The 23,148-nt window shown below is 69.7% G+C and carries 27 protein-coding genes and 1 riboswitch; of the genes, 11 read left to right on the forward strand and 16 right to left on the reverse strand.

What is annotated here, in order from left to right:
* Positions 1–3 precede the first annotated feature (3 nt).
* From CRP55_RS36965 to CRP55_RS36995, 7 genes are all read right to left on the reverse strand, one after another.
* Positions 4–1,002 (reverse strand): iron-siderophore ABC transporter substrate-binding protein, encoded by a 999-nt coding sequence (locus tag CRP55_RS36965; RefSeq protein ID WP_097326632.1) that lies wholly within the window; start codon positions 1,000–1,002, stop codon positions 4–6.
* 86 nt (positions 1,003–1,088) lie between these two features.
* Entirely contained in the window at positions 1,089–3,242 is a 2,154-nt protein-coding gene (locus CRP55_RS36970) for an FtsX-like permease family protein (protein WP_097326633.1), read from the reverse strand.
* 3 nt (positions 3,243–3,245) lie between these two features.
* Complete coding sequence (locus tag CRP55_RS36975; RefSeq protein WP_097326634.1) at positions 3,246–3,992, reverse strand: ABC transporter ATP-binding protein; 747 nt, start codon at positions 3,990–3,992, stop codon at positions 3,246–3,248.
* Between the two features lie 83 nt (positions 3,993–4,075).
* The gene (locus CRP55_RS36980) at positions 4,076–4,726 is read right to left on the reverse strand and encodes a response regulator (protein ID WP_097326635.1); all 651 of its coding nucleotides are present in this window, start codon (positions 4,724–4,726) and stop codon (positions 4,076–4,078) included.
* Complete coding sequence (locus CRP55_RS36985; protein ID WP_097326697.1) at positions 4,714–5,922, reverse strand: sensor histidine kinase; 1,209 nt, start codon at positions 5,920–5,922, stop codon at positions 4,714–4,716. The genes CRP55_RS36980 and CRP55_RS36985 overlap by 13 nt, the downstream gene beginning before the upstream one ends.
* 14 nt (positions 5,923–5,936) lie before the next feature.
* Positions 5,937–7,259, reverse strand: a complete 1,323-nt coding sequence (locus CRP55_RS36990; protein WP_097326636.1) for a VTT domain-containing protein — start codon at positions 7,257–7,259, stop codon at positions 5,937–5,939.
* 63 nt (positions 7,260–7,322) lie between these two features.
* A complete protein-coding gene (locus CRP55_RS36995; RefSeq protein WP_097326637.1) occupies positions 7,323–7,670 on the reverse strand; it encodes a hypothetical protein in 348 nt (115 codons plus the stop codon).
* Positions 7,671–7,836: 166 nt separating this feature from the next.
* Here CRP55_RS36995 and CRP55_RS37000 point away from each other — a divergent pair, with 166 nt between their 5' ends.
* From CRP55_RS37000 to CRP55_RS37010, 3 genes are all read left to right on the forward strand, one after another.
* Entirely contained in the window at positions 7,837–8,403 is a 567-nt protein-coding gene (locus CRP55_RS37000) for a copper resistance CopC family protein (RefSeq protein ID WP_097326638.1), read from the forward strand.
* 66 nt (positions 8,404–8,469) lie between these two features.
* The gene (locus CRP55_RS37005; RefSeq protein ID WP_097326639.1) at positions 8,470–8,781 is read left to right on the forward strand and encodes a hypothetical protein; all 312 of its coding nucleotides are present in this window, start codon (positions 8,470–8,472) and stop codon (positions 8,779–8,781) included.
* A gap of 155 nt (positions 8,782–8,936) precedes the next feature.
* Positions 8,937–9,542, forward strand: coding sequence for a hypothetical protein (locus CRP55_RS37010; protein WP_143235187.1), 606 nt, complete (start codon positions 8,937–8,939; stop codon positions 9,540–9,542).
* Here the strand turns inward: CRP55_RS37010 and CRP55_RS37015 are convergent.
* Together CRP55_RS37015 and CRP55_RS37020 are read right to left on the reverse strand one after the other, a co-directional pair.
* On the reverse strand, positions 9,539–9,838 hold the full coding sequence (locus tag CRP55_RS37015) for an Rdx family protein (protein WP_097326641.1): 300 nt from the start codon (positions 9,836–9,838) through the stop codon (positions 9,539–9,541). The genes CRP55_RS37010 and CRP55_RS37015 overlap by 4 nt on opposite strands.
* A gap of 9 nt (positions 9,839–9,847) precedes the next feature.
* Positions 9,848–11,263 (reverse strand): DHA2 family efflux MFS transporter permease subunit, encoded by a 1,416-nt coding sequence (locus CRP55_RS37020; protein ID WP_097326642.1) that lies wholly within the window; start codon positions 11,261–11,263, stop codon positions 9,848–9,850.
* Between the two features lie 78 nt (positions 11,264–11,341).
* On the opposite strand from CRP55_RS37020, the gene CRP55_RS37025 reads away from it, so the two are divergent.
* Positions 11,342–12,025 (forward strand): TetR family transcriptional regulator, encoded by a 684-nt coding sequence (locus CRP55_RS37025; RefSeq protein WP_245923616.1) that lies wholly within the window; start codon positions 11,342–11,344, stop codon positions 12,023–12,025.
* A gap of 12 nt (positions 12,026–12,037) precedes the next feature.
* On the opposite strand, the gene CRP55_RS37030 is transcribed toward CRP55_RS37025, so the two are convergent.
* The gene (locus tag CRP55_RS37030; RefSeq protein ID WP_097326644.1) at positions 12,038–12,466 is read right to left on the reverse strand and encodes an Hsp20/alpha crystallin family protein; all 429 of its coding nucleotides are present in this window, start codon (positions 12,464–12,466) and stop codon (positions 12,038–12,040) included.
* Between the two features lie 215 nt (positions 12,467–12,681).
* Between CRP55_RS37030 and CRP55_RS37035 the strand changes: the two genes are divergently transcribed.
* Entirely contained in the window at positions 12,682–13,875 is a 1,194-nt protein-coding gene (locus tag CRP55_RS37035) for an NAD(P)/FAD-dependent oxidoreductase (protein ID WP_097326645.1), read from the forward strand.
* Between the two features lie 62 nt (positions 13,876–13,937).
* A complete protein-coding gene (locus CRP55_RS37040) occupies positions 13,938–14,636 on the forward strand; it encodes an FAD-binding oxidoreductase (protein WP_179855485.1) in 699 nt (232 codons plus the stop codon).
* On the opposite strand, the gene CRP55_RS37045 is transcribed toward CRP55_RS37040, so the two are convergent.
* Both CRP55_RS37045 and CRP55_RS37050 read right to left on the reverse strand, forming a co-directional pair.
* Positions 14,598–14,951, reverse strand: coding sequence for a GatB/YqeY domain-containing protein (locus CRP55_RS37045; protein ID WP_097326646.1), 354 nt, complete (start codon positions 14,949–14,951; stop codon positions 14,598–14,600). The two genes, CRP55_RS37040 and CRP55_RS37045, sit on opposite strands and share 39 nt — an antisense overlap.
* On the reverse strand, positions 14,948–15,877 hold the full coding sequence (locus CRP55_RS37050) for a LysR family transcriptional regulator (protein WP_097326647.1): 930 nt from the start codon (positions 15,875–15,877) through the stop codon (positions 14,948–14,950). The genes CRP55_RS37045 and CRP55_RS37050 overlap by 4 nt, the downstream gene beginning before the upstream one ends.
* Before the next feature lie 70 nt (positions 15,878–15,947).
* Between CRP55_RS37050 and CRP55_RS37055 the strand changes: the two genes are divergently transcribed.
* Positions 15,948–16,313 (forward strand): YybH family protein, encoded by a 366-nt coding sequence (locus CRP55_RS37055; RefSeq protein WP_097326648.1) that lies wholly within the window; start codon positions 15,948–15,950, stop codon positions 16,311–16,313.
* 56 nt (positions 16,314–16,369) lie between these two features.
* Here the strand turns inward: CRP55_RS37055 and CRP55_RS55860 are convergent, their stop codons facing one another.
* Positions 16,370–16,963 carry a LysM peptidoglycan-binding domain-containing protein gene (locus CRP55_RS55860; protein ID WP_097326649.1) on the reverse strand — a complete coding sequence of 198 codons (594 nt, stop codon included), beginning with the start codon at positions 16,961–16,963 and terminating at the stop codon, positions 16,370–16,372.
* A 10-nt stretch (positions 16,964–16,973) separates the two neighbouring features.
* Positions 16,974–17,148, reverse strand: a riboswitch (cyclic di-AMP (ydaO/yuaA leader).
* Positions 17,149–17,259: 111 nt separating this feature from the next.
* Here CRP55_RS55860 and CRP55_RS37065 point away from each other — a divergent pair.
* A complete protein-coding gene (locus tag CRP55_RS37065) occupies positions 17,260–18,510 on the forward strand; it encodes a saccharopine dehydrogenase family protein (RefSeq protein WP_097326650.1) in 1,251 nt (416 codons plus the stop codon).
* A 20-nt stretch (positions 18,511–18,530) separates the two neighbouring features.
* On the opposite strand, the gene CRP55_RS37070 is transcribed toward CRP55_RS37065, so the two are convergent.
* Positions 18,531–19,097, reverse strand: coding sequence for a helix-turn-helix domain-containing protein (locus tag CRP55_RS37070; RefSeq protein ID WP_097326651.1), 567 nt, complete (start codon positions 19,095–19,097; stop codon positions 18,531–18,533).
* Positions 19,098–19,144: 47 nt separating this feature from the next.
* Between CRP55_RS37070 and CRP55_RS37075 the strand changes: the two genes are divergently transcribed.
* Positions 19,145–19,918: a class I SAM-dependent methyltransferase gene (locus CRP55_RS37075; RefSeq protein ID WP_097326652.1), complete on the forward strand. Its 774-nt coding sequence runs from the start codon at positions 19,145–19,147 to the stop codon at positions 19,916–19,918.
* Positions 19,919–19,935: 17 nt separating this feature from the next.
* Here the strand turns inward: CRP55_RS37075 and CRP55_RS37080 are convergent, their stop codons facing one another.
* Positions 19,936–20,553 carry a TetR/AcrR family transcriptional regulator gene (locus CRP55_RS37080; RefSeq protein ID WP_097326653.1) on the reverse strand — a complete coding sequence of 206 codons (618 nt, stop codon included), beginning with the start codon at positions 20,551–20,553 and terminating at the stop codon, positions 19,936–19,938.
* Between the two features lie 30 nt (positions 20,554–20,583).
* On the reverse strand, positions 20,584–21,081 hold the full coding sequence (locus CRP55_RS37085; protein ID WP_218854799.1) for a hypothetical protein: 498 nt from the start codon (positions 21,079–21,081) through the stop codon (positions 20,584–20,586).
* A 153-nt stretch (positions 21,082–21,234) separates the two neighbouring features.
* On the opposite strand from CRP55_RS37085, the gene CRP55_RS37090 reads away from it, so the two are divergent.
* Positions 21,235–21,840, forward strand: a complete 606-nt coding sequence (locus CRP55_RS37090; RefSeq protein ID WP_097326654.1) for a GNAT family N-acetyltransferase — start codon at positions 21,235–21,237, stop codon at positions 21,838–21,840.
* A gap of 18 nt (positions 21,841–21,858) precedes the next feature.
* Positions 21,859–22,956 (forward strand): DNA glycosylase AlkZ-like family protein, encoded by a 1,098-nt coding sequence (locus CRP55_RS37095; RefSeq protein WP_179855486.1) that lies wholly within the window; start codon positions 21,859–21,861, stop codon positions 22,954–22,956.
* The last annotated feature ends 192 nt before the right edge of the window (positions 22,957–23,148 follow it).

Consider the following 23,148-nt stretch of genomic DNA (forward strand, 5'->3'; position numbering starts at 1 on the left):
AGGTCAGCCGAGTGCGCTGGCCAGCAGCGGGGTGACCTTGTCGACGGCGTACGAGAGGCCGGCGACCGAACTGCTCGAGAACGCGTTGGAGATGTCTTTGTCGTCCATGTAGGCCACGTGGCCGGCCTTGACCGACGGGACCGCCTGGAAGATCTTGTCGCTCTTGACCTGGTCGAGGGTGGCCTGAATCAGGAAGACCACCGTGACGTTCGCGTCGGCCAGGTCGAGCTGCTCGTTCGACAGCGGGATGTAGAAGCTGTCCTTCTTCAGCGCCTCGATCTTCGGGGCGTTCTTCAAGCCCAGCTTCTGCAGGAAGTCGACCCGCCCGTCGCCGGTCACGTACGCGCCCCAGCCGTCACCGGTCCGGGCGATGGCGCTCACCGTCTTGCCGCTGAACGAAGGGTTGGCCTGGGCGGCCGCGGTGAACTTGGCGTCCAGGTCGGTCTTGAGCTTGGCCGCCTCGGTCTGCTTGCCGAGCGCCTTGCCGATCATGTCGAGCTGCTGCTCCCAGCTCGTCAGGTACATCTCGCCGCCCTTGGGCACGTCGACCACCGGCACGCCCAACTTGGCCAGCTGGTCGTACCGGGCCTTCTCGCCGCTGGAGCGGGTGTCGAGGATCAGGTCGGGCTTGAGGGCGGCGACTTTCTCCATGTCGAGCTCGAGCGTGCCGAGGATGGTCGGCGCGGTCGTGTACTTGCCGGCGTTCCACGGGCCCTGCCCGTCGCCGCCGAAGGCCAGCCAGTCGCTCGCCCCGACCGGCTGCACGCCGAGCGAGAGAGCGACATCGGCATCGCTCCAGCCCAGCGCGACCACCCGAGAAGGCTGCTTGGGGACCGTGATGTCGCCGAACGCGGTCGGGATCGTGACCGGGAACTGCGCGGCGGCCGACGACGTCGCGGCGGGCTCGGAGGAGTCCTCGGTGCCGGTCGTCGAGCAGCCGGCCAGGGCGACCGCGGCGCTCAGGATGGCGACCGGCAGGAGCCGGCCAAGCGGGAGACGCATCAGAAACTCCAGTGGAAGGGAAAGGTGAGCCTAACCTAATGGGATGGGCCTGATCTTCAAACTGGAGAAACGCAGGTCACACGTGTCTACTCCTTTATCCCAGCGTTATGAACGGCCGGGACACGAAGCAGCCGCCGTACCGGCAAAATGGTGGTGACCAGCGCCAACACCGTCGCTCCACCCAGAACGACGACCCAGCCCATCGGTGGTACGTAGGGGAGCAGGCTTCCGGTCAGCGCGTTCACGACCGCCGTGAGCGTCACTGCCGCGATGAGGGCACCGATGGTGAGGGCGCCGCCGAGAAGCCCGACCTGTTCCGCCGTCACCATCCGCCGCACCTGCCGGCGGGTCACGCCGGCCAATTGCAGCACGGCCAGCTCCCGCTTGCGAGCCAGCGCCGCCATCACCATCGTGTTGCCGGCGGCCAGCGCCGCGTAGCCGACCATCACTCCGATGAGCAGCTTGTTCAGCCAGGCGCTGAGCGCCAGATCGCGGCTCAGCTGCCCGGTCAGCTCGGACGCCGGGACGAGCGTGGCGCCCGGAATCCGCACGGCCGTGCCGCGGACCAGCACCTGATCGTCCGGCCCGGCCACGAGATCGCGGGGGAGCAGCACGTCGGCGAACCCGAGCCCACGGTCATAGATCGCCACGACCTTGAGCGTGACCTGACGCCCGTCCGGTAGCCAGATCTTCGCGCCGTCACCCAGCTTCCACCCGGACGAATCCGCCCGAAGCTGTGACACCGCCACACTGTTCCCCTTCAGCTGGTCCAGGCTGCCCTTGTCGACGCCGAGATCCATCGTGGAGCTCAGCCCGTCCGTGTCGACCGCCTTGGCCGTGGCCGCCTCGCCACCGTCGAAGATCGGCACGACCACCGACGTGTTCCGCACACCCGTCGCGGCCTCGACCCCCGGCGTGCGGCGGATCTTCTCGGCCGTCCCCGCCGGCATCGAGCCCACCAGCGCGTAGTCGGTCTTCATGCCGTCCTGGCTCTGCGTGACGGTCTGCCGTTGCAGGTTGTTCTGCAGGAACCAGACCGAGCCTCCGAACCCGACGGCCAGCACGAGCGCGGTCAGCACGGCGGCCGAGCCCCGGGCGTTGGCCCGCAGGTTCGCCACGGCCAGACCTCCGGAGACACCCCAGGTGGTACGCAGGACAGGGCCGAGCACACGAGCAGCAAGGGCGTTGATCCACGGAGCGAGCAGGGCGACCGCGATCACGTAGAGATACAGCAGCCCGATCGCCGACGCCTGCGCGGCCATCCCGGTCGCACCCAGCGCGAACACGGTCGCGGCCCCACCGGCCCCGAGCGTGAGAACGCCGGACACGAACCGCACCTTGCCGCCGCGTGACGGCTCGACCGCGATGTCGCCGAGCGCCTCGGCCGGCTTGATCCGGCTGACCCGGCGGGCGGCGATGCGGGCCGCGACGACGGCGACGAGCAGGATGAGGACGACGGCGATCCCCGCCGCGAGCGGCTGACCCGTGATCGGGAAGCCCTCGGGCACGAAGCCGCGGCTGACCAACTGGTCGTGCACCCAGGTGGTGGCGAGCAGGGCGGCCGGCACGCCGACCACGGAGGCGGCCAGGGCCAGGACCGCGTTTTCGGCCATGACCAGCTTGCGCACCTGGCGCGGGGTGGCGGCGATCGCCCGCAGCAGTGCGAGATCGCGCCGGCGGTGCCGCACGGCCAGGCCGACCGTGCCGGTGACCACGAAGATGATCAGCAGCACCACGTAACCGCCGAACGCGGAACCGGCCTCCATGAGGAACGACCGCGCGTCCCCGGCCTCGGAGCGGTCGGCGAAGCCGCGATCGTCTCCCGCGTACGCCTCGACGCCGTTCTCTTTCGCCAGGCGTTCGACGGCCTTGACCGCGTCGCCCTTCACGCCGAACGCCGCGACCCGATCCTTGGCCGGGCCGGGGAACACCTGCACCTCGGTGACGCCGGGCAGGGCCCGCAGCTTGTCGCCGAGGTCGGCGGGCACGGTCCCCTCGGGCAGGGCGGCGGTGGTCACCGACGTCTCGCCGTCGAACTCCTTGGTGACGATCTCGACCTGGCGGTGAGCGACCACGACGTCCACGGCGGCGTAGCGGCCGGGATCGGGCTTGTAGACGGCGGCCGAGACGATGAAGACGGACAGGGTCATCAGGATCATGACGCCGGCCGCGAGGGCGACCAGGGTGGCGACCGAGGTGCCGAGGCGGGCGCGCAGCAGGCGAATCGAAAGCTTCAGCACTCCTCAGCCCTCCACGGCCACGAGCCGGCGGCCCAGCGAGGCCAGCATTTCGGCGATCCGGTCGGCTCCCGGCTGGGGCGTGTCGTGCACGATCCGCCCGTCGGCCAGCACGAGCACGCGATCGGCGTACGAGGCGGCCACCGGATCATGCGTGACCATCACGACGGTCTGCCGGTAATCGGTCACGGCCGACCGCAGCAACGACAGCACCTCGCCGGCCGACGTCGTGTCCAGGGCCCCGGTCGGCTCATCAGCGAAAATCACTTCCGGCCGTACGGCGAGAGCGCGCGCGATGGCGACGCGCTGCTGCTGACCGCCGGACAGTTGCGCGGGCCGATGCTGGAGCCGCTGCGTCAGACCGACCCGCTCGACCACTTCGGACACCCAGCGCGGATCAGGCAGCAGACCGGACAGCCGCCCCGGCAGCAGGATGTTCTCCTCGACGGTCAGCGCGCCGATCAGGTTGAACGCCTGGAAGACGAACCCGATCCGGTCGCGCCGCAGCTCGGTCAGCTTGGTCTCGTTGAGCTTCGACAGCTCGGTGTCCCCGATCCAGACGCGCCCCGAGCTGGGCCGGTCGAGCCCGGCCGCGGTCTGCAGCAGGGTGCTCTTGCCCGACCCGGACGGCCCCATGACCGCCGTGAAGGTGCCTCGCGCGAAGGCGGCGTCGACGCCGGCCAGCGCCGTGACCTTCTGCCCGTCCGTGGCATATGTCCGGGTGAGCTGCTCGATCCTGATGACTGCGTCCATGCCGAAAACGCTATTTCGGCGGCCTCGAATGATCGATATGGCTAACTACTCTCTTCGAGGTATAGCTGGCTATACCCCGACCGCTAACGGGCGGCTTCGAGGTAGCGGAGGACCGCGGTGACGCGGCGGTCGGCGCGGTCGTCCGGGGGCAGGTCGAGCTTGGCGAAGATGCTGCGGATGTGTTTGTGCACGGCGCCCTCGGTGACGACCAGCTTCTCGGCAATCGCCGTGTTGCCGAGCCCCTCGGCCATCAGCGCCAGCACGTCGCGCTCGCGCGGGCTGAGCCGGGCCAGCGAGCTCTCCGGCCGCTGCCGCGCCAGCAGCAGCCCGACCACCTCGGGGTCGATCGCCGTCCCGCCGTCCGCGACCCGGTGCAGCGCCACGAGGAACTCCTCGACCCGCCCCACCCGCTCCTTGAGCAGGTAGCCCAGCTTGGCCGCCCCGCCGGCCAGCAGATCGGTGGCGAAGGCCTGTTCCACGTATGCCGACAGCACCAGCACCGCCAACTCGGGCTGCCGCCGCCGCGCCTCGACCGCGGCCACGATGCCCTCGTCGGTGTGCGTCGGTGGCATGCGGACGTCGACGATCGCCACATCCGGCTCGTGCTTGTCCACCGCCTCCAGAAACGGCTCCGGCGAATCGGTCGTGGCCACCACGTCGAGCCCCTCGGCGCGCAGCAACAACGCCAGGCCTTCCCGCAGCAACGGGTCGTCCTCGGCGATCACGATCCGCACGGCAGCTCCACCCACATCGTCGTCGGCCCGCCCGGCGGGCTCTGAATGGTCAATGTCCCGTCGTACGCCTCGACGCGCCGCCGGATGCCCTTGATGCCCGACCCGTCGGCCTCGTCGGCCCCGCCCCGGCCGTCATCCTCGACCCGGATCCGCAGGTTCCGTTTCTCCCGGCTCACCGACACTTTCGCGCTGGTCGCCCGGCTGTGCTTGGTGATATTTGTGAGCGCCTCGGCCACCACGAAATACGCGGTCGCCTCGACCGACGCGGCGCACCGGCCGGGCAGGTCGATCTCGAGCTTGCAGGGCACACCGCTGTCGGCGGTCAGCGCCTTGAGCGCCCCGTCGAGCCCGCGCCCGTCGAGCACCGGCGGCAGGATCGTCTTCACCACCGTCCGCAGCTCGGCCAGCGCCTGCTCGGCCGCGCCCTGCGCCCGCTCGAGGAGCTCGCCCGCACCCTCCGGGTCGCGGGCCACCTGTCTTCGGGCCGCACCGAGCAGCACGGTCACGGCGACCAGCCTGTTCTGCGCGCCGTCGTGCAGCGACCGCTCGATGCGGCGCAGCTCGGCCGCGTGCGCGTCCAGCGCGGCGGCCCGGGTCGCCGTCAGCTGGGCCACCCGCAGGGACAGGTCGGCGCCGGCCGGCGGGGCCAGCAGCCTGCGCCCGGGCCAGGCCTGTACGCGGGCGAGGACCGGGTGGCCGAAGACGCAGACGGCCAGCCAGAAAACCCCGTACAAGCAAACGAGCAATGCGCCGAAAAGCCCGTCGACGTACCAGAAGACGAGGCCCGGACCCGTGCCCGGCGGCACCAGCGTCCACCACAGCGGGAAGGTCAGATCCTGCGCCGCGTACAGCGGCAGGCTGATGCCCAGGATGCCCAGAACCATGCCCCACGTGGAGTGGACGACGACCCAGGCGAACTCGCGCCACACCACCGGATCGCGGGCGGCGCGCAACCCCGGCGGCAGCGGATCGGGCTCGATGATCTCGGGACCCCAGCGGGAGAGCCGCGCCCGCTCCCGGTCCGCGGCGGCCCGCACGGCCCGGGCCGCGCTGTGCACGAACGGCAGGCCGACCCCGATCAGGCTCGTGACCGCGACCGCCGCCACCCAGATGAGCGTGCCGATGGCGAGGATGGCCGTGCCGAGGCCGCCGACGAGCCGCTCCAAGGCGTCGACGGCCGCGCGGGCCCGGTCCATCAGGTTCACGGGCGTCACGTTAGAGCAAGGGTCCGACGGTTTTCGGTGATCGGCTGGCGGGTCGACCAGATTCCGGCGTTCAGCGCCGCCCAGGCCACGCCGAGCAGCACGGCGGCGACCGTCTCACTGAGCCGGCTCCAGCCCAGATAGACCCACGACCCGGCGCAGACGGTGACGGCGATCGCCGCGATCGTCCACAGTGCCACCTGCGTATGCCGGAATCGGATCCTCTGCATGACGAGCCACGTGAGCAGGCCGATCACGGCGGCCAGGCGCGCGGTCTCGCCGGCCGCCATCGTGGCCAGCGCGGAGCCGGCCGAAGCGGAGGGTAACGGCCCGTCGAACTCGCCGAGTGACGGCAGAACGAGAGCGTCGGGCCGGGTCCAGTCGACGGGATTGAGCAGTTCGAGAGTGAGCGAGAGGATCACCATCGGCAGCACCGGCGCGAGACACTGGAACAATCCCGGCAGATCGGGCCGCGTGCCGCGACACCAATGCCCGAACAACCAGCCGCCCACCGAGATCGCCGCGGCCACGCCGAGCAGCGCCTCCGGGCTCACCGACGTGGCCAGATCGCGCGCGAAGAGATAGCCGTCCGAGGTCCACTCGCCGCGCGCCCATCGAGCGACCGCCTCGTCCGCCTCGGAGAGGCCGCTGAACCGCACGATCGGCGGAATCGCCACGACCAGCAGGAATGCCGCCCCCGCGAGCAGACCCAGGCTGACCAGCAACGGGCTGCGAACATGGAAACCCGGCACCGAGAGCCGCGACGGGTGGCGGCCGAACCACCGCCCCACGAGCACGAGGGCGACGATGAGCGCGGTCAGAACGGCCAGCGCGCCGCCGGCTCGTCCGGCGCGGGCGGCCAGGACGTCGTACGAGGCCCCGGCAAGATAGCTCGCACCCACCAGCCACGTAGCCCACAGAACGACCGCCGGCGTATGAAATGCCGCGAAGCGGCGATAGGGCACCCGTTTGCGTCCGGCCAGCCGCGGCACCAGCGTTCTCGCCCCGACCACCCACTGCCCGAGGAAGACCGCCCGGCCGCCGAACCGCTCGAAGAGCCGCTCCGCCTTCTTGTTCTCCTTGGGCGGCTTCCGCTGCCCCGCGAAGTAGGCGAAATTGCCACCGATCAGCCCCGCGACCACCGCGCTGGCCAGCGCCGGGACGACACCCACCACCCCCTCGTTGGCGAGGAGCCCCAGCGCCACCAGCGCGGTGGCCGACGGCAGCACAAGCCCCGCGACGAACGCCGCCTCTCCCGCCACCAGCGCCGCCACCACCACCAGCACCAGCACGGGCGGGAGAGCCCCCAGGATTTCGTCGACGACCTGCACCTTCGGAGCGTATGGACGTCACCCGATGCCCGGGATCGGTGAGATCCCCCCGCACGACCCTGATCAGACACCCGTAGTGGCCGGCCTCCGCAACGCCAGCACTCCGGCGATCGCCGCCACCCAGACCCCGATGAGCTGAATCGCCTGCCCCACAGCAACGAGCGCGCCCGAGTCCCCGCTGAGATTGTCGAACCCGGTCCCGCTGATCAGAAACCCCACCGTGATGAAGGCACCGAGCACCACACCGGCCACCGGCGCCCAGCGCCACGGAGCCCACGCCACGAATCCCGCCCCCACGAGCAGAATGACGATCCCCGGCGGCACCGCCACCGGGAACTCCACCCCACCGGCCCACAGCAGCGAGATCCCCACCGCCCCGACAAGCAACCCGAAAACCGTAAGCATCTTCATGCGACCGATACTTCGACCAGCGGCCGTTTCAGAAATCCGCCCCCGAGCGGCACTTCAACTACGCCTTCGGGCGTACGCGGGGAACTAGCCCACTGCGGTGAACGACTACCCGGGGACCATCCGTAAAACTACGAAGACGCAGCCCTAGCAGAAGGACTTCCGACCGATGAGCCGTCTCACCTCTCGCCTGGCGCTGGCCCTCGTAGCCACCGTCGCGGTCCTGCTGCCCGGCGCCCCCGCGTGGGCCCACAATTCGCTGGCCGAGGCCACCCCCGCCAAGAACGCCACGCTGAAGAAGGCCCCGGAAAGCGTGAAGCTCCGCTTCCTGCAAAAGCTGAACCCCACAGCCACGAAAATCACCATCACCGGCGCCACCCCGGTCACCGCCTCGGCCCCCAAAATCGACGGGGCAACCGGCACCATCACCTTCGCCCCACTCGCGAACGGCGAATACACGGTCGCCTACGACGTCGTCTCCAAGGACGGCCACCCGGTAAAGGGCTCCTACAAGTTCACCGTCACCGCCCCCGCCCCGGCGACCACGGCACCTTCGCCGACACCGACCACCGAGGCGCCGACCACGGAGGCGCCGACCTCGGCACCCCCAGCCGCCCTGGTCTCCGACGAAGGCGCCGACAGCTCCTCCACCACCCCATGGCTGATCGCCGCCATCGCCGGCGCCCTCCTGGTAGCCGGCGGCGTGGCCGTCGTCTTGCGCCGCCGCCGCAGTTGACCGGACCGCTGGCTCCGCGGCCTACACTCATGGCCGTGGATGCGTCAGGGAGGGGTCGATGTAACCGTGCCGTCGAAGCCCCGTCCACACGGTGACGGATCCGAGGGCGACTCAGGGCCGTCGCGCCCGCCGCGGAGACATGGTGGAGATCCGGCCAGCTTCGCGGACGCGCAGTCGGATGTTGCCGCGGGCGGGCAGCGTGGTCGTATCGGCGCCGAGCGCTTCGACCGCAACGAATACGCGGCGCTCAAGGAAATAGCGCGCGCCGGTGGTGATCTGTCGGCGTCCCCGCAGCTCAGCAGGAACCCGCGGTTCACCCAGAATCCGGACGCGGTGGCCAAGGCCAAGGCGATCTACGACGGGACGTACGAGCCGTGAATTACGGGTTTTGGATTTATGGCGATCTGGACCGTGGCCGGCTCGCCGAAGCGCTCGCCGAGATGCTGTCGCTGCCGGCCGGGTCGGTTGATGTCGGTGACGACGGTGATGAGGACCGGCGATGGGAGTCGCCGGTCATCTGCACCTTGACGCCTTTGACCGGTGACCTGCATTGGAACCTCGACATCTACGTCAGCGAGGCGGTTCCGGAGCCGCCACCCGAGGCCGCGGCCGGAGTGTGGCTGGCCGGCCGTCTGCGGACGGTTGTCGCCTTTCAGGCGCAGCCGTTTCCGCCCAGCGCTTTCTGGCTTGTCGCGCCGGACGGAACGAAGACGCGGGCACGGATTTTTGAGGCGGATGACGCGCCGGCGTACACAATCGACGCCGTTGAAAGGCCTTTTCCAGCTTTGCCGGGTCTGCGCGTGGCGGCCATTCCCGAGGTGATCCGCGAGCACCGCATGCCGACTCCGATCACCGATTCGCTCCGAGGCCGAGTCGACCACGAGGTCGCCGCTCGGCTCGGCGCCTGGGAGGGCATGGTGACGCGGCTCGAGCAGGGCTGGCCGCCGGACGGCTGGTATCCCGAGGAGTACTACCGACAGGATCTTCAGACCCGCGACGAATTGGCCGTCGACATGCCGGACGAGATTCGTGGCGCGGTGGAGGAGATCGACCGGCGCTTCGCCGCCGCCACAAGTGACAGCGGCGGTGGCGATGGCGATGAAGCGTGGTGGTGGCGCCGCATTCCCCGGACGAATTAAGGGGTCGGCTCCGCCGCGCGGTCGGTGTGGCCGAGGCTTTTGCCTGGGGCTATGCGGTCTCGGACCATGCGCTTCAGGTCGGGGAGCTCGGGGAAACCGCCGTTTTCCTTGCGGGACCACAGCAGTTCGTCGCCGAGCTTGATTTCGAAGATGCCGCCTGTGCCGGGGACCAGGGCCACCTCGCCCAGCTCCTTCTGGAAGGTGGTCAGGAGCTCCTGCGCGGTCCAGGCCGCTCGCAGAAGCCAGCGGCACTGGGTGCAGTATTCGATTTCTAGGCGAGGTTCCCTGGTCGTCACAACCGACGATTAGACCAGCTCGGGCACCTTTTCCTCGACCTTGTCGGCGGCCGGCTTCACCGTGCGCAGCGTCCACAGCGCGATCGGCACGCCCACCGCGACCAGGATCGCCGCGACCACCAGCGAGAACTGGTAGCCGGCCAGGTATCGGTGCAGCTCGGAGCCGGTGGCGGCGTTCGACCGGTTCGTCAGGATCGCGCCGAGGATCGTGATGCCGAGCAGCCCGAAGACCTCACGCGACACGTTCAGCATGCCGCTCGCGATGCCCGCCTGCGACTGCGGCAGCGTCCCGACGATCACGTTGTTGAGCGGCACCAGCAGACCGCCACCGACCCCATAGACCAAGAACCAGGGCAAAAGCGCCAAATACGAGGTTCCTTCGCCGTACGAGGAAATGCCCGCCACGGAAGCAGCCATCAACGCCAACGCCGCCGCGACCGTCCGCCCCGCGCCGAATCGCGCCTCGAGCCGTGGCGCCACCGTTGCCATCACCGCCATGACCAGCGCCATCGGCACGAACGCGGCCCCGGCCGCGGTGGGCGAGAAGCCGAGCACGTTCTGCATGTAGATCGCCATGTAGAAGTAGATGCCGAAGACGCCGAACGCCCACAGCCCCATGGCCAGCAGCCCTCCACTGAAGACCCGCAGCCGGAAGACGGCCAGATCGATCATCGGGTTGGCCGAGCGCCTCTCGATCACGACGAAGGCGATCGCCGAGAGCGCGGCGGCGCCGAACGCCACGAGAATCCCCGGGGAGGTCCAGCCTTGCGACTCTCCTTCGATCAGCGCGTACGTCAAGGTGAAAAGCGCCAGCGACGACGTGATCACACCCGGCAGATCGAGCCCCCGCGTGGCACCTCGCCCCACGGCAGGGATGCTCCAGGCGGCCAGCGCGAAGGTCGCGATCCCGATCGGCAGGTTGATCAGGAAGATCCAGCCCCAGGACACGTGTTCGCTGAGCCACCCGCCGGTCAGCGGACCGAAGGCCAGGGCGAGCGCCCCCACGCCACCCCAGATGCCGATGGCCGTGCCGCGTTCGCGCGGGTCGGGGAACAGTGAGGTGAGCAGCGCCAGCGCCGCCGGCGTCAGCAGCGCCGCCCCCACGCCCTGCACGGCTCGCGCCCCGATCAGCATCTCCTGGTTCTGGGCGAGCCCGGCGCCGACCGACGCCACTGTGAAGATCGCGAGCCCCGCGTAGAACGCCCCGCGCTGCCCGAGCACGTCGGCGATCCGCCCGCCGGCGAGCAGCAGGCCCGCGAAGACCAGGACGTACGCACTGGCGATCCATTCCAGGCCCTCGAGCGAGAGCCCGAGATCTCGCTGGATCGAGGGGAGCGCCACGTTGACCACGTTGTTGTCGAGGTACGTCATGAAGGTGCCCAGCGCCACCGCGACGAGCGCCCACCATCTGCGGTTCTTGTCCATTGCCGCCCTCCCGTACGAGGTACATGTACGGCGTACATGTACCTCGTACATGACACCTGTACGTTGTATGGTTGTCAAGTGGCTGGGGACAAACTGAGTAGGACCGCGGTGGCCGAGCGGGCCCTGCAGATCGGCGACGAGTACGGCTTGGAGGCCGTGACGATCCGCCGCCTGGCTCAGGAGCTCGGCGTCACGCCGATGGCCCTGTACTGGCATTTCAAAAACAAGGAAGAGCTGCTGCTCGGCATCGCCGACCACGCGCTGTCCACGGTCCGGGCCGATCGCGAGGCCGACGACCCGTGGCAGAAACAGGTGCGCGCGATGGTCGAGGCGCTGCTCGCGGTGATGCGGAAACATCCGATCCTGCCCGACCTGCTGGCCCTGGTGGAGAAGTCCCGCACGGCAAGCTTCACCCGCGCTTCGAACGACGCGCTGATGCTGCTCACGCGGGCCGGTTTCACGGTGCAGGAGGGCTACTGGATCGCGTCATATCTGATGCACGGCGTCATCGGCCTGCTCCAGGCGCAGCCGGAGGGCCCGCCGCACGCGAGCCCGGAGGAGATCGCCGAGTGGCGGCGACAGCGCCGGATGGAGTTGGTGTGCCTGCCGCCCGACCAGTTCCCGATGATGGTCCGATTCGGTGAGACGTACGCGGAGGCCGCCGACCCGGAGCGGTACTTCGCGTTCGGCGTCGACCTGCTGCTGGCGGCCGTGGAGAAAATGGCCGAGGGCCCGGCGGGCGCATCGCCCACCGGGCCCTGAAGGCAGAACGAGTTACGCGCTTTCGAGCGCGCGGTCGCCCACGGCGGGCGAGGTGTTGATGGCGATCCGGCGCGGCTTGGCCGCCTCGGCGATCGGAATGCTCAGCGTCAGCACGCCGTCCTGCCAGGTCGCCTCGATCCGGTCGAGGTCGAGCCCGTCGCCCAGGGTGAGCCGCCGCTCGAACGTGCCGGTGGCGCGCTCGCGGCGAACCCACTGCACCTCTTCGTCGGTGCGCGGCGAACGCTCGGCGCGAATGGTCAGCACCCGCCCGTCGACACCCACGTCGACCGAGCCCGGGTCGATGCCCGCGAGGTCGCAGTGCAGCACGAAATGGTCACCGGAACGGTAGAGGTCGATCGGCATCGCGATGGAGTTGCCGCCACCGAGCATCTGCCCCGCGAGACGGTCGAACTCGCGGAAGGGATCGAAAGTCAGCACCACGGAAAACCACCTCCTACAGATGGCTCGCCGGCCAGTCCGGCGAGCGCGTGGCGCTCGGCTCAGATCAGTTCTGCCGAGGCCGGTGAGCTCGTGAGCAGCACCGACAAGACATTTTTTAGCACTGTCACCCGGCGAGTGCCAAGCGGTTCGGCAAAATTTTCGCGGCCGAGTCTCGCGTCATAGGCGGGGCCGCCGATCGGGTGAATGATGGGGCCATGACGTATGTCGTGGTGGGCGGCGGCCTGGCCGGCGCCAAGGCGGTGGAGACCCTGCGGGAGTCCGGCTTCGAGGGCCCGGTCACGCTGATCGGCGCGGAGACCGTCCGGCCGTACGAACGTCCGCCGCTCTCCAAAGGCCTGCTGCTCGGCAACGACGAGCCGGAGAGCGTCTTCGTCCACTCCACCGAGTGGTACGCCGAGCACGACGTCGACCTGCGCCTGGGCGTCACCGCGACCGCACTCGACCGCGCCACCAAGTCGGTGCGGCTCGACAACGGCGACGAGGTCGACTACGAGAAACTGCTCCTGGCCACCGGCTCGTCCCCACGACGGCTCGACGTGCCGGGCGGCGAGCGAGCCCTCCTGCTGCGTACGCTGGCCGACTCGCACCGCATCGACGAGGCCGTCACCAAGGACACCCGCCTCGTGGTCGTCGGCGCCGGCTGGATCGGCCTCGAGGTCGCCGCCGCCGCGCGGAGCCGAGGCGCGCAGGTCACCGTCGTCGGCACGTCGGCCCTGCCCCTGCAACACATCCTCGGCGACCGGATCGCCCAGGTCTTCGCCGACCTGCACCGGGCGAACGGCACCGACCTGCGCATGAACACCCACGTCACCGAGGTGACGGCCGACGGCGTCCGCCTGGCCGACGGCACCACCCTGCCGGCCGACGTGGTCGTGGCCGGCATCGGCGTGACCCCGAACGTCGCGCTCGCCGCCGACGCCGGCCTCGCCGTCGACAACGGCGTGCTGGTCTCGTCGAAGCTGACCACCAGCGACCCCGCCATCTTCGCGGCCGGCGACATCGCCAACATCGACCACCCGCTGCTGGGCCGCCGCATCCGCGTCGAGCACTGGGACACGGCGATCCGCAGCGGCCCGGTCGCGGCCCGGGCCATGCTCGGCGAGGACGTCGTCTACGACCGGCTGCCGTTCTTCTTCACCGACCAGTACGACCTCGGCATGGAATACACCGGCTCCGCGCCGGCCGACGCCGAGGTGGTGGTGCGCGGCGACCTCGCCGGCCGCGAGTTCATCGCGTTCTGGCTGGTCGACGGCAAGGTCGCCGCGGGCATGAACGTCAACATCTGGGACGTGTCCGACCAGATCGACGCGCTGATCCGGTCGGGCGCCACTGTCGACCGGGCCCGGCTGGCCTCCCCGAACGTGGAATTGTCCGACCTGGCCGCATAGGGTCTCGCGTTTCGCACTCCCTGTCCGTCGCGCCGGGGCAAACGATCAGTGACGCTTCCGGTGTGACGGCCGCACAGTGGTGGCCCGCGGAAGTGCTCACCCACGAGCGCCGCGGTTCCGATGTCGTGGTCTTCACGTGCCGCACCCGCCGGGCGCTCCCGTTCCGGGCCGGTCAGCACGTGGAGATCGAGTGCCCGTACCGGCCGTGGCAGACGTCGCCGTTCTCCATGGCGAACGCTCCACGACGCGACCGGGTGCTCGAGTTCCACGTGCGCGCCGGATCGCCCGCCGGCGTGTCGGCCGCCCTGGTCGAAAGGCTCAAGCCCGGCGACACGCTCAGGCTGGGCACGCCGCGCGGCTCGATGGTGCTCAACCCGTACTCCCGAAGAGATCTGGTCTTCATCACGGGCAGCACGGGGCTGGCGCCGGCCAAGGCGCTCATCGATGAATTGTCAAGGTACAACCGCACAAGGTGGATCCATCTGTTCCGCGCGGAGCGGGACGACGGCGCTTTCTACGACCGCTGGTCGCTGGACCGGCTCGCCGATCGCCATCCCTGGCTGACGATCGTGCGCACCACGGCGGACATCGCGGAGGCCGTCTCCGCGCACGGCCCCTGGTCACATCACGACTTCTACATCTCGGGTCCCCAGTCCATGGTGGACTCGGCGTCGGGGCAGTTGGCGGCACTGCGCGTGCCCGCGGCGCGCATCCAGGCCTTTTCAGAGGTGGGCGAGCAGGGCGCCGGCCTCCGCACGTAGCTGTTCGGCCCGCTCGGGACGGCCCAGCTCCACGTATTCGGTCGCGGCGCGCTCCCGATCGTCCGCCTCCGCTCGAACGATCCGCCGCACGTCCTCCTCGGTCAGCACCCGGCGGGCGACCTCGGTCGCGCCGACGCCCACGGGCAGGGTCTCGATGGCCAGGCTCTCGGGCGGACCTCCCTCGGTCGTGACGGCCTCGGCGTTGTCGATCGCCGCCAGCGTCGCCCGCAGAGCCGTGACAGCTGGGCGATCGCGTGCCTTCATCGCGGCCGGAAGTGCCTCTCGGAGCCTTTGCCGAAGCGGTGTCTGAGTCATGCGGAGACGTTATCCAGCTCGGCTGACAAGGTCTCCTGGTTATCCACAGGGGCGTGGTTGTCCACAGCGAAAGCGCGCTGGAGGTGCGGAAGCAGCGCGGCCAGCGCTACGCTCGTCCGTTTTCGCCACACCAGGGCGAGGAGCGCCGGTATCCGTACGTCATCGATCGGCACGGCTTTGAGGTGCGGAAACGCGGTCGCCATGGACTCGCTCAGCACGGCCACCCCCATGCCGCGCGACGCGAGCTCGACGACGGTCCCGGGCGCCGACGCGACCAGCGCGACGTCGGGGATCAACCTGGCCGCCACACAGGCTTCGTCGAGAACGGCTCGGATTCCGGTGCCTGGCGGCAGCGTGACTATGGGGTACGCCATGAGGTCGGCCAAACAGATGCGATCGCTCGCCTCGCCTTCGGGAAAGAGCGCGACCAGCCCTTCACTGACGATGATGTGGGCGACCAGGTGCTCGGGCGGCTCTCCGGCGACGCCGACGAGGGCGATGTCGATCGCACCGGTCCGGACGCCGGCGACCAGGTCGGCGGAGTCGCTCTCGGTCAGCTCGATCTCGATGCCCGGGTGCTCGCCGTGGAAGCCGGCGATCCCCGCGAACAGCGGCGTGACCTCGCAGCCGGTCACCATCCCGACCGTCACGTGGCCGCGAACCAGGCCCTTCACCTCGTCGACGGCCTGGCGCAGGTCGGCTGCGGCGTCCAGGGCGGCTTGGGCGTACGGAAGCGCGGCCAGCCCCGCCTCGGTGAGCCGGGCGACCCGCCCCGAGCGGTCGAACAGCTCCGCCCCGAGCTCGTGCTCCAGCGCCTTGACCTGCGCGCTCACCCCGGACTGGCTGATGTGCACCTTCTCCGCGGCCCGGGTGAAGTTGGCCTCCTCGGCGACCGTGACGAAGTATTCCAGCTGCCGCAGCTCCATAATTGCGGATTCTAGCTCTCATGAAAACCATGAGTTGGACTTCTCATCCCGCCCCGAGAAGGCTGAACGCATGACCGAACGAGAGAAGGCCCAGCGCCCCGAAGACCTGACCCGCCTGTTCGTCGACCGCGCCAACGCCAAAGACGCCGAGGGTCTCGCCCTGCTCTACGAGGAGGACGCCGTGATGGCGTACCCGCCTGGCCGCCAGACCGTCGGCCGTGCCGCGATCCGGCGCATGTGGGAGGAGGCGCTGCCGCATATGCCCGCCGTCGAGCCCGAGGAGCCGCTGCCCACCCTGCTGAGCGGCGATCTGGCTCTGACCTCGACGCCACCCCGAGACGGTTCCGGCGCCCGGGCGCAGGTGGTTCGCCGCCAGCCCGATGGCAGCTGGCTGCGCGTTCTCGACCAGCCGGAATTCCAGACCCCGCGGTCGTGAGCCCAGCGCCGGCAATCAGGCATTCCGTCAGATCGCCGGCGCTGGGGACGACTCTTTTACAGCGCCAGCGGCTGGCCCGGGAAGATGCGGTGCGGGCTGTTCAAAGCGGCACGGTTCAGGCGATATAGGGCTCGCCAGCCGCCTTCCACGTTCGCCTTGGCGGCGATTGAGGCGAGGGTGTCGCCGGGCCGCACTACGTAGTAACGACCTGTGGATGACGCTGTGGAAGGAGCCTTGGCAGTGGATTTGCGAGTGATCGCGAGACCGGCTGTGTTTGTGCCCCGATATTGCCGGGTAGAAGAAGCTTTTCGGCCGCAAGTCGGCCACGCGCCCAGGCCTTGGGAACGGCGTACCAGCTCGGCGATTTGGATTTGTTCCGCGCGTGATGCCTGGTCGGCGGTGCGAGCAAAACGGTGGCCGCCGTGCGAGCGCCAGGTGCTGCGGCTGAATTGCAGGCCGCCGTAGTAGCCGTTGCCGGTGTTGATGCCCCAGTTGCCGCCGGACTCGCACTCGGCGATGGCGTCCCAGTTGACGGAGCCGCCCTTCGCCAGCGTGACCGGTGAGGGTGAAGCGAGTGCCGGGGTAACAGGGGCGGCCAGAGTGGCAGCTGCGGCGGCCAGGCCCAGGGTTACGCGGGCAGGTTTGCACATGTGTGCCATGACAGAGAACCCTCCACGCCTACGAGGTCAGCTGTCGGGTTCGGGCTGAGGTGCCCGGCCGCGCGTGCGCGGCTTCACCCCGAGGCGCGCCAAAGCGCCGAAGAACTCGGGTCCCCCGCTCCATGCCGTAATGATGTGTTCCGCCGGGCAGCGGCAGGATTCGGCGTTCCGCCCGCACGGACCGGCGGCGCCCGTGAAAGGGCGCCAGCCGGATTCTTATAGGAATAGGCGAGACCGACGTTATCGTGTCGCGCGCATTCAGGGGGCTTGTTGGAGAATTGGCAACCATGACCGAGCACGACATCGTCGTCTACGGCGCTTCCGGCTTCGTCGGTGTGCTGGTGGCGCGGCATCTGGCCGAGCATTCCCCCGATGGCCTTCGGATCGCGCTGGCCGGGCGCTCCGAAAGCAAACTCGAAGCCGTGAAACGCCGGCTCGGCGTCGATTGGCCGATCCTGGTCGCGGACGCCGGCGACGCCGAAGCGGTGGCCCAGGTCGCGCAAGCGACGCGGGTTCTCGTCACGACCGTGGGGCCGTACGCGAAATACGGCAAGCCATTGGTGGACGCCTGCGCCAAGGCCGGAACCGACTATCTCGACCTGACCGGGGAGGTTCTTTTCGCACGTCAGAGCATTGACGACAACCACGAGGTGGCTCGTGGCACGGGAGCCCGGATCGTGCATTCGTGCGGGTTCGACTCGATCCCGTCCGACCTCGGGGTGCACGTGGTGAACGAGGCTGTTCGGGCCGATGGCGCGGGTGAGCTCACCGACACCGCGATGGTCGTGACGAGCTTCCGCGGCGGTGTCAGCGGCGGCACGATCGACTCGCTGCGGCACCAGCTCGACACGATCAAGCGGGATCCGGCGAAGAGGCGGATCGCGGCCAGCCCGTACTCGCTGAGCCCGGACCGGGCGGCCGAGCCCGACCTCGGCCGGCAGTCCGACGTCGCCACCGTGCGGGGCGACCGGGTGCACCCCTCGCTGCGGGGCACGCTCGCGCCGTTCTTCATGGCGTCCTACAACACGCGGGTCGTGCGGCGCACCAACGCGTTGCGGGGGTTCGCGTACGGGCGCGGGTTCCGCTACCGGGAGCTGATGAGCGTGGGAGCCTCACCGCTCTTGTCGCCGGTGGTCGCGAACGGGGTCAAGGTGGGCTTCGGGGCCCTCGTGGCCGGGCTGATGCTGCCGCCGACCCGATATGTGATCGACCGGGTGCTGCCGAAGCCGGGGGAGGGGCCGTCCTCGGAAGAAGGCCACTTCACCTGCGACGTCTTCGCCCGCACGACGACCGGCGCTCACTACACGGCCCGGTTCCGCGCTCACAGCGATCCCGGCTACGGCGGCACGGCGATCATGCTGGGCGAGAGCGCCCTGGCTCTGGCCGTCGACCGGCCGGAGGGCGAGGGCGGCGTCCTGACCCCGGCCACCGCCCTGGGCGACGCCCTCGTGGAGCGCCTCCGCGCCACGGGCATCGAGATCTCCACCCGCGGTCCCCGGGCGGACAGCCGCACGCGGCCCGAGACCGAGGCCGCCTAGGTCACCGAGGCGCGGTGGTCTCAGTGGTGCTCATGGTGATCGAGGAGGTGGGAGCGCTCGCCCTCGTGGTCGAGGACGCACAGGACCTCGGCGGGGCCGTCCAGCGCGCCGAAGGCGTGGGGGACCATCGTCGAGAACGAGGCGGCCTCGCCGGCTCGGACGGTGATGGTGCGTTCGCCCAGGCGCAGGATGATCGTGCCGGAGAGCACGGTGAACCAGTCGCGGCCGGGGTGGACGCGGAGGTCCTTCGGCATGGTGCGGGTGACCCGCAGCTTGGCCACCGTCTGGTTGCTCTCGTGCGAGAGCAACCAGGTGGTGATGCCGCGGGTCTCGTCGCGGTGAGGGCGGATCACCACGTCGTCGTCGGCGCCCGACTCGACGAGCTGGTCGAGGGTGATGCTCAGGGCACGGGCGATCGGGGCCAGCTGGTCGAGGGCGATCCGCCGGTGACCGGTCTCGATGCGGCTGAGCGTGGACGGGCTCAGGTAGCAGCGGGCCGCCAGCTCGTCGAGGGACCAGCCGCGGGCGATCCGCAGGCCGCGGATGCGCTGCCGGACCAGAGCGTCCAGCTCACCGTCTTGCGTCATACGCAAGATGCTATGTCGCAGACGCAAGGAGCGGCTACCTTCGAGACATGGCACATACCGCTTTCGCTGAGCTGCTCGACCTCGACGCCGAGGTGCTGCGCGACTATCACGACGAGGTCATCGCCTGGGTCGGCTCGCTGGCCCCGGCCCGGCCGAAGATCATTGACCTGGGCGCGGGCACCGGCGTGGGCAGCCGCGCGCTCCTGCGGGCCCTGCCCGGGGCCGAGGTGGTCGCCGTCGACATGGACGACGAGATGCTCGCCCACATCCAGGCCAGTGACAGCCGCATCCGTACCGTCCGGGCCGACCTCGACCAGCCTTGGCCCGACCTCGGCCCGGCCGACCTGATCTGGGCCTCGGCCTCCATGCACCACCTGGCCGACCCGGTCCGCGGACTGCGGCAGGCCCTCGCAGCGCTGCGTCCCGGCGGTCACCTCGTGGTCGCCGAGCTCGAGTCGTTCCCGAGCTTCCTGCCCGAAGGGCCCGAGGCCGAGCTGGAGGGCCGCCTCAGCGCCGAGCTCGACAAGATGCGCGCCGAGCACGGCCTGCACATGCACGCCGACTGGCCGGCCCTGCTGGCCGAGGCCGGCTTCACCGTCGAGGCCGACCGCCGCTTCGACATCGACCTGCGCCCGCCCCTGCCCGCCGCCGCCGGCCGCTACGCCGAGATCTCCCTGGGCCGCGGCCTTCAGCGCCTGGAAGACCGCCTCTCCGCCGACGACCTCAAAGCCCTGGAAGCGATCGTGGCCGGCGTCAAGACCCGCGACGACCTGGTCGTCCGCACCACCCGCACCGTCATCGTCGGCCGCAAGCCGAGCTGACACGAAAGCCGGACGCTCTAAAGGCTTCCCGCCAGCGCCACCGCGATGGTGGTCAAGTGGTCGGCGAGCTGGTCCGGGTCGCCGGGCATGCCGTGGGTGAGCCAGTCGATGATCACCTCGCTGACGCCGGCGACCAGGGCCAGCAGCGTCCGGTCGTACGCCACCTGGTCCTTCGGGGTCATCAGCGGGCGCAGCATGAGCCCGACGAAGTGGGCGTCCTCGTGCAGCACCCCGCGCCGGCGGGTCTCCATCCGCGGCGCGTTGATGTAGATGACGTGAGCGGTCTCCGGGTTGTCGCGCAGCAGGCCGACCAGCGTGCGCAGCGCCGGGCGGAACACGTCGGCCAAGCCGGCCGGGCTCGGTGGGGCGGCCGCCGCGACCTCGCGCAGCAGCCACTCGTTCCGTTCCCGCTGCACCTTGATCACCAGGTCCTCGCGGTCGCGGAAATGCTCGTAGAAGTACCGTTTGGAGACTTTCGCCCTGGAGCAGACGTCGGTGACCGTCACGTCGTCGTAGTCGCGCGTGCCGAACAGGTGCACCGCCGACGCCACGATCCGCTCCCGGCGGTCGGAGGCACGTTGCGCGCGCGACCGCCCGCCGTACGTCTCCCCGCGCCGGGCCGAAGTAGCGTCCACGATGATTACCGTACGACTTCGGAGATCACCTCACACGCCAACGTCCACATTGGGCACTGAGCGTGCAGAATCCGTGGCCATCCGCTTGATCAGCCGTCGCACGACGATCAGCGGGATGATCCCGAAGACGCCGAACGACATGTCGATGAGTAACCACCACCACGGCAGCTCACGGATCGGCCCGGCGATCAGGGCGAGCGGGATGATCGCGAGGCAGCAGATCATGCCCCACTCGATCACCCAGATGTTGCGGACCGGATCGCGCCACGGTCCCCAGAACGCGATGGCGATCATCAGATGGGCGAAGGCGAGCCAGTCCGTCCCGTACGCGATGAAGGGGTAATTCGTCCCGGTCGCCTCGAGCCCTTCGCGCACCCGGTCGATCCACGCGACCAGGGCGTCCGGCGCCGGCACCGCGTGCAGCACGTCAGTGAGCACGCGGACCTCGGTGACCAGCGGGAACGCCGTCACCCCGCTCAGCACCAGGCCGATGACGAAGACGAGCAGCCAGGCGCGTATCGCTTTCATGATCTTGACGCTAGAGGGGTGCGGGGCCGGAAACGACGACGCACACCACATCTCCACAAGATCCGCCAGCGTTCGCGACATGAGCAATCACTCATGAGCCAGATATGGATCGAGACTGGCTGCAACCGGCCCCTTACGGGCAGGATCGAAATCATGGCCGGCCGTCTTCCCTACCCGCTCACCTTGACGGGAGACGGCATCGTGCTGCGCGAATGGCGTTCCGACGACCTGGACGACCTGATCGAGATGCTCGACGAGCCCGAGATCGCCCGGTGGACACCGATGCCGTCACCGTTCGACGTCGAGGCCGGCATCGCCTATCTCAAACGCTCCCACCAGGGCCGCGTCGGCGGTTCGCGCATCCAGCTGGCGATCACCGCCGACGGCGGACGGCCGCTCGGCGAGGTCCTGCTCTTCGGCGTCGACCTCGGCCTCAAAGAGGCTGAGCTGGGCTATTTGGTGGGCAAGCATCATCGCCGGCGCGGGCTGGCGTCGGGGTCCCTCTCATTGCTTTCGTCGTACGCACGCAGCACGCTCAACTTGAGCAGGCTGCTGCTGCGCATCGACCCGCGCAACACCGCCAGCACCGCCGTGGCCCAGCGCTGCGGCTATCGGCTGACCGGAGAACCGCCGATCCTTCAAGAGGGCCCGTACGGCTCCAGCCGCCTCGACACCTGGGAACTCGTCGAAGGGCAGGCCGGCACCCGCCGCGAACGGCTCAAAAATGTCGCAGCCCGGCGGTACGGTCGTCGCACCTGAGCTTCCTGGAGGTTCGCCATGGTCAGCGTCGATCGTGCACAGGTGATGGCCTACCGCATCGCCGCTCTCGGTCTGGCCGAGCGTGTCGAGATGCGCCCGGCCGACCTGCCCGTCCTCGACCTCGGCGTGCAGGAATACACGCCCGGCTCGGCCCGGGTCGCGCTGGCCGCGCGCACCAGCGGCCCGCTCACCGACGACCGGCTGATCACCGTGTGGGCCGCCCGCGGCGCCCCTCATCTGCATCGCCGCGCCGACCTGGCGGCCCTGGTCAAACAGTTGTGGCCGATCAGCGACGCCGACGCGACCTCACGCATACAGAGCGGCCAGATCCCCGACGGCATGAAGCTGGGCCTCGAGGCCTTCCGGGCCACCGCCGACGCGTTCCGCGAGGTGGTCCACGAGTCGATGCCGCGCGGCGACGTGAGCACCGAGGTCAGCAAACGGGTGCCGCGCGCGCTGACCTACGAGTGCCGCAGCTGCCAGGCGCGACACATCGCGGGCAACGTCTGGCAGCATTCCGGTCTGCCCGGCGGCGTCGAGGTGCAGTCGCGGGGCAAGGACGCGACGCTCGGCCCGATCCCGTCGGCGCCGCCGCGCCCCGAGGAGAACGAGGGCATCGGCGATCTGATCCTGACCTACCTGCGGTTCCTGGGCCCGGCGACGCCGCTCGAGGTCGGTAAATATCTGGGCAGTTCGACGGCCGAGATGAAATCGGCCTGGCCGGTGAAGCGGCTGGCCGAGGTCACCGTGGACGGTAAGAGGAAGTGGCTGCCCGCCGGCGCCGCCGACGATCTCGCCGGAGCGTCGCGGCCCGAGGGTGTCCGCTTCGTCCCGGCGATGGACGCGCTGCTCCAGTCCCGCGACCGTGATGTGCTCGTGCCCGACCGCGACCAGCAGAAGGAAGTGTGGCGCCGTCTCGGCAACCCGGGCGCGATCCTGATCGACGGTGAGATCGCCGGCGTCTGGCGGGCCAAACTCGCCGGCCGCAAACGGGTCGACCTCACGGTCACGGCGTTCGGCAAACTGCCGGCCGGCCGCCGCAGGCAGATCGAGGCCGAGTCGGCCGAGGTGGCTCGCGCCCGCGAGGTTCCCGAAGCGACCGTCGCCTTCGAGTGATCCCACGTCGTGGGTTCGGGCTCCCGGATCTCGGTCTTCCGGCGGCGCGCGAGTGCCTTATTGGATCTCTTTGGCCTGGTCATATGCGGATCAGCGGGGCGCGCCAGAATCAAGAGGTATCCGGAAGGCAACATCTGAGTAACAATGGCATTGATCGGAGTGCGTGCCGTTCGATCAGGGCCGCTGGCCGAG

Origin of the sequence: Paractinoplanes atraurantiacus (genome assembly GCF_900215205.1) — a bacterium.
GTDB lineage: Bacteria > Actinomycetota > Actinomycetes > Mycobacteriales > Micromonosporaceae > Actinoplanes > Actinoplanes atraurantiacus.

Coding starts and splice junctions, on each gene's coding strand:
- CRP55_RS36965 (WP_097326632.1), bottom strand. CDS start 1,002: ATGCGTCTCCCGCTTGGCCGGCTCCTGCCGGTCGCCATCCTGAGCGCC.
- CRP55_RS36975 (WP_097326634.1), bottom strand. CDS start 3,992: ATGGACGCAGTCATCAGGATCGAGCAGCTCACCCGGACATATGCCACG.
- CRP55_RS36985 (WP_097326697.1), bottom strand. CDS start 5,922: ATGGACCGGGCCCGCGCGGCCGTCGACGCCTTGGAGCGGCTCGTCGGC.
- CRP55_RS36995 (WP_097326637.1), bottom strand. CDS start 7,670: ATGAAGATGCTTACGGTTTTCGGGTTGCTTGTCGGGGCGGTGGGGATC.
- CRP55_RS37000 (WP_097326638.1), top strand. CDS start 7,837: ATGAGCCGTCTCACCTCTCGCCTGGCGCTGGCCCTCGTAGCCACCGTC.
- CRP55_RS37020 (WP_097326642.1), bottom strand. CDS start 11,263: ATGGACAAGAACCGCAGATGGTGGGCGCTCGTCGCGGTGGCGCTGGGC.
- CRP55_RS37035 (WP_097326645.1), top strand. CDS start 12,682: ATGACGTATGTCGTGGTGGGCGGCGGCCTGGCCGGCGCCAAGGCGGTG.
- CRP55_RS37045 (WP_097326646.1), bottom strand. CDS start 14,951: ATGACTCAGACACCGCTTCGGCAAAGGCTCCGAGAGGCACTTCCGGCC.
- CRP55_RS37050 (WP_097326647.1), bottom strand. CDS start 15,877: ATGGAGCTGCGGCAGCTGGAATACTTCGTCACGGTCGCCGAGGAGGCC.
- CRP55_RS37055 (WP_097326648.1), top strand. CDS start 15,948: ATGACCGAACGAGAGAAGGCCCAGCGCCCCGAAGACCTGACCCGCCTG.
- CRP55_RS55860 (WP_097326649.1), bottom strand. CDS start 16,963: ATGTGCAAACCTGCCCGCGTAACCCTGGGCCTGGCCGCCGCAGCTGCC.
- CRP55_RS37065 (WP_097326650.1), top strand. CDS start 17,260: ATGACCGAGCACGACATCGTCGTCTACGGCGCTTCCGGCTTCGTCGGT.
- CRP55_RS37070 (WP_097326651.1), bottom strand. CDS start 19,097: ATGACGCAAGACGGTGAGCTGGACGCTCTGGTCCGGCAGCGCATCCGC.
- CRP55_RS37075 (WP_097326652.1), top strand. CDS start 19,145: ATGGCACATACCGCTTTCGCTGAGCTGCTCGACCTCGACGCCGAGGTG.
- CRP55_RS37085 (WP_218854799.1), bottom strand. CDS start 21,081: ATGAAAGCGATACGCGCCTGGCTGCTCGTCTTCGTCATCGGCCTGGTG.
- CRP55_RS37090 (WP_097326654.1), top strand. CDS start 21,235: ATGGCCGGCCGTCTTCCCTACCCGCTCACCTTGACGGGAGACGGCATC.
- CRP55_RS37095 (WP_179855486.1), top strand. CDS start 21,859: ATGGTCAGCGTCGATCGTGCACAGGTGATGGCCTACCGCATCGCCGCT.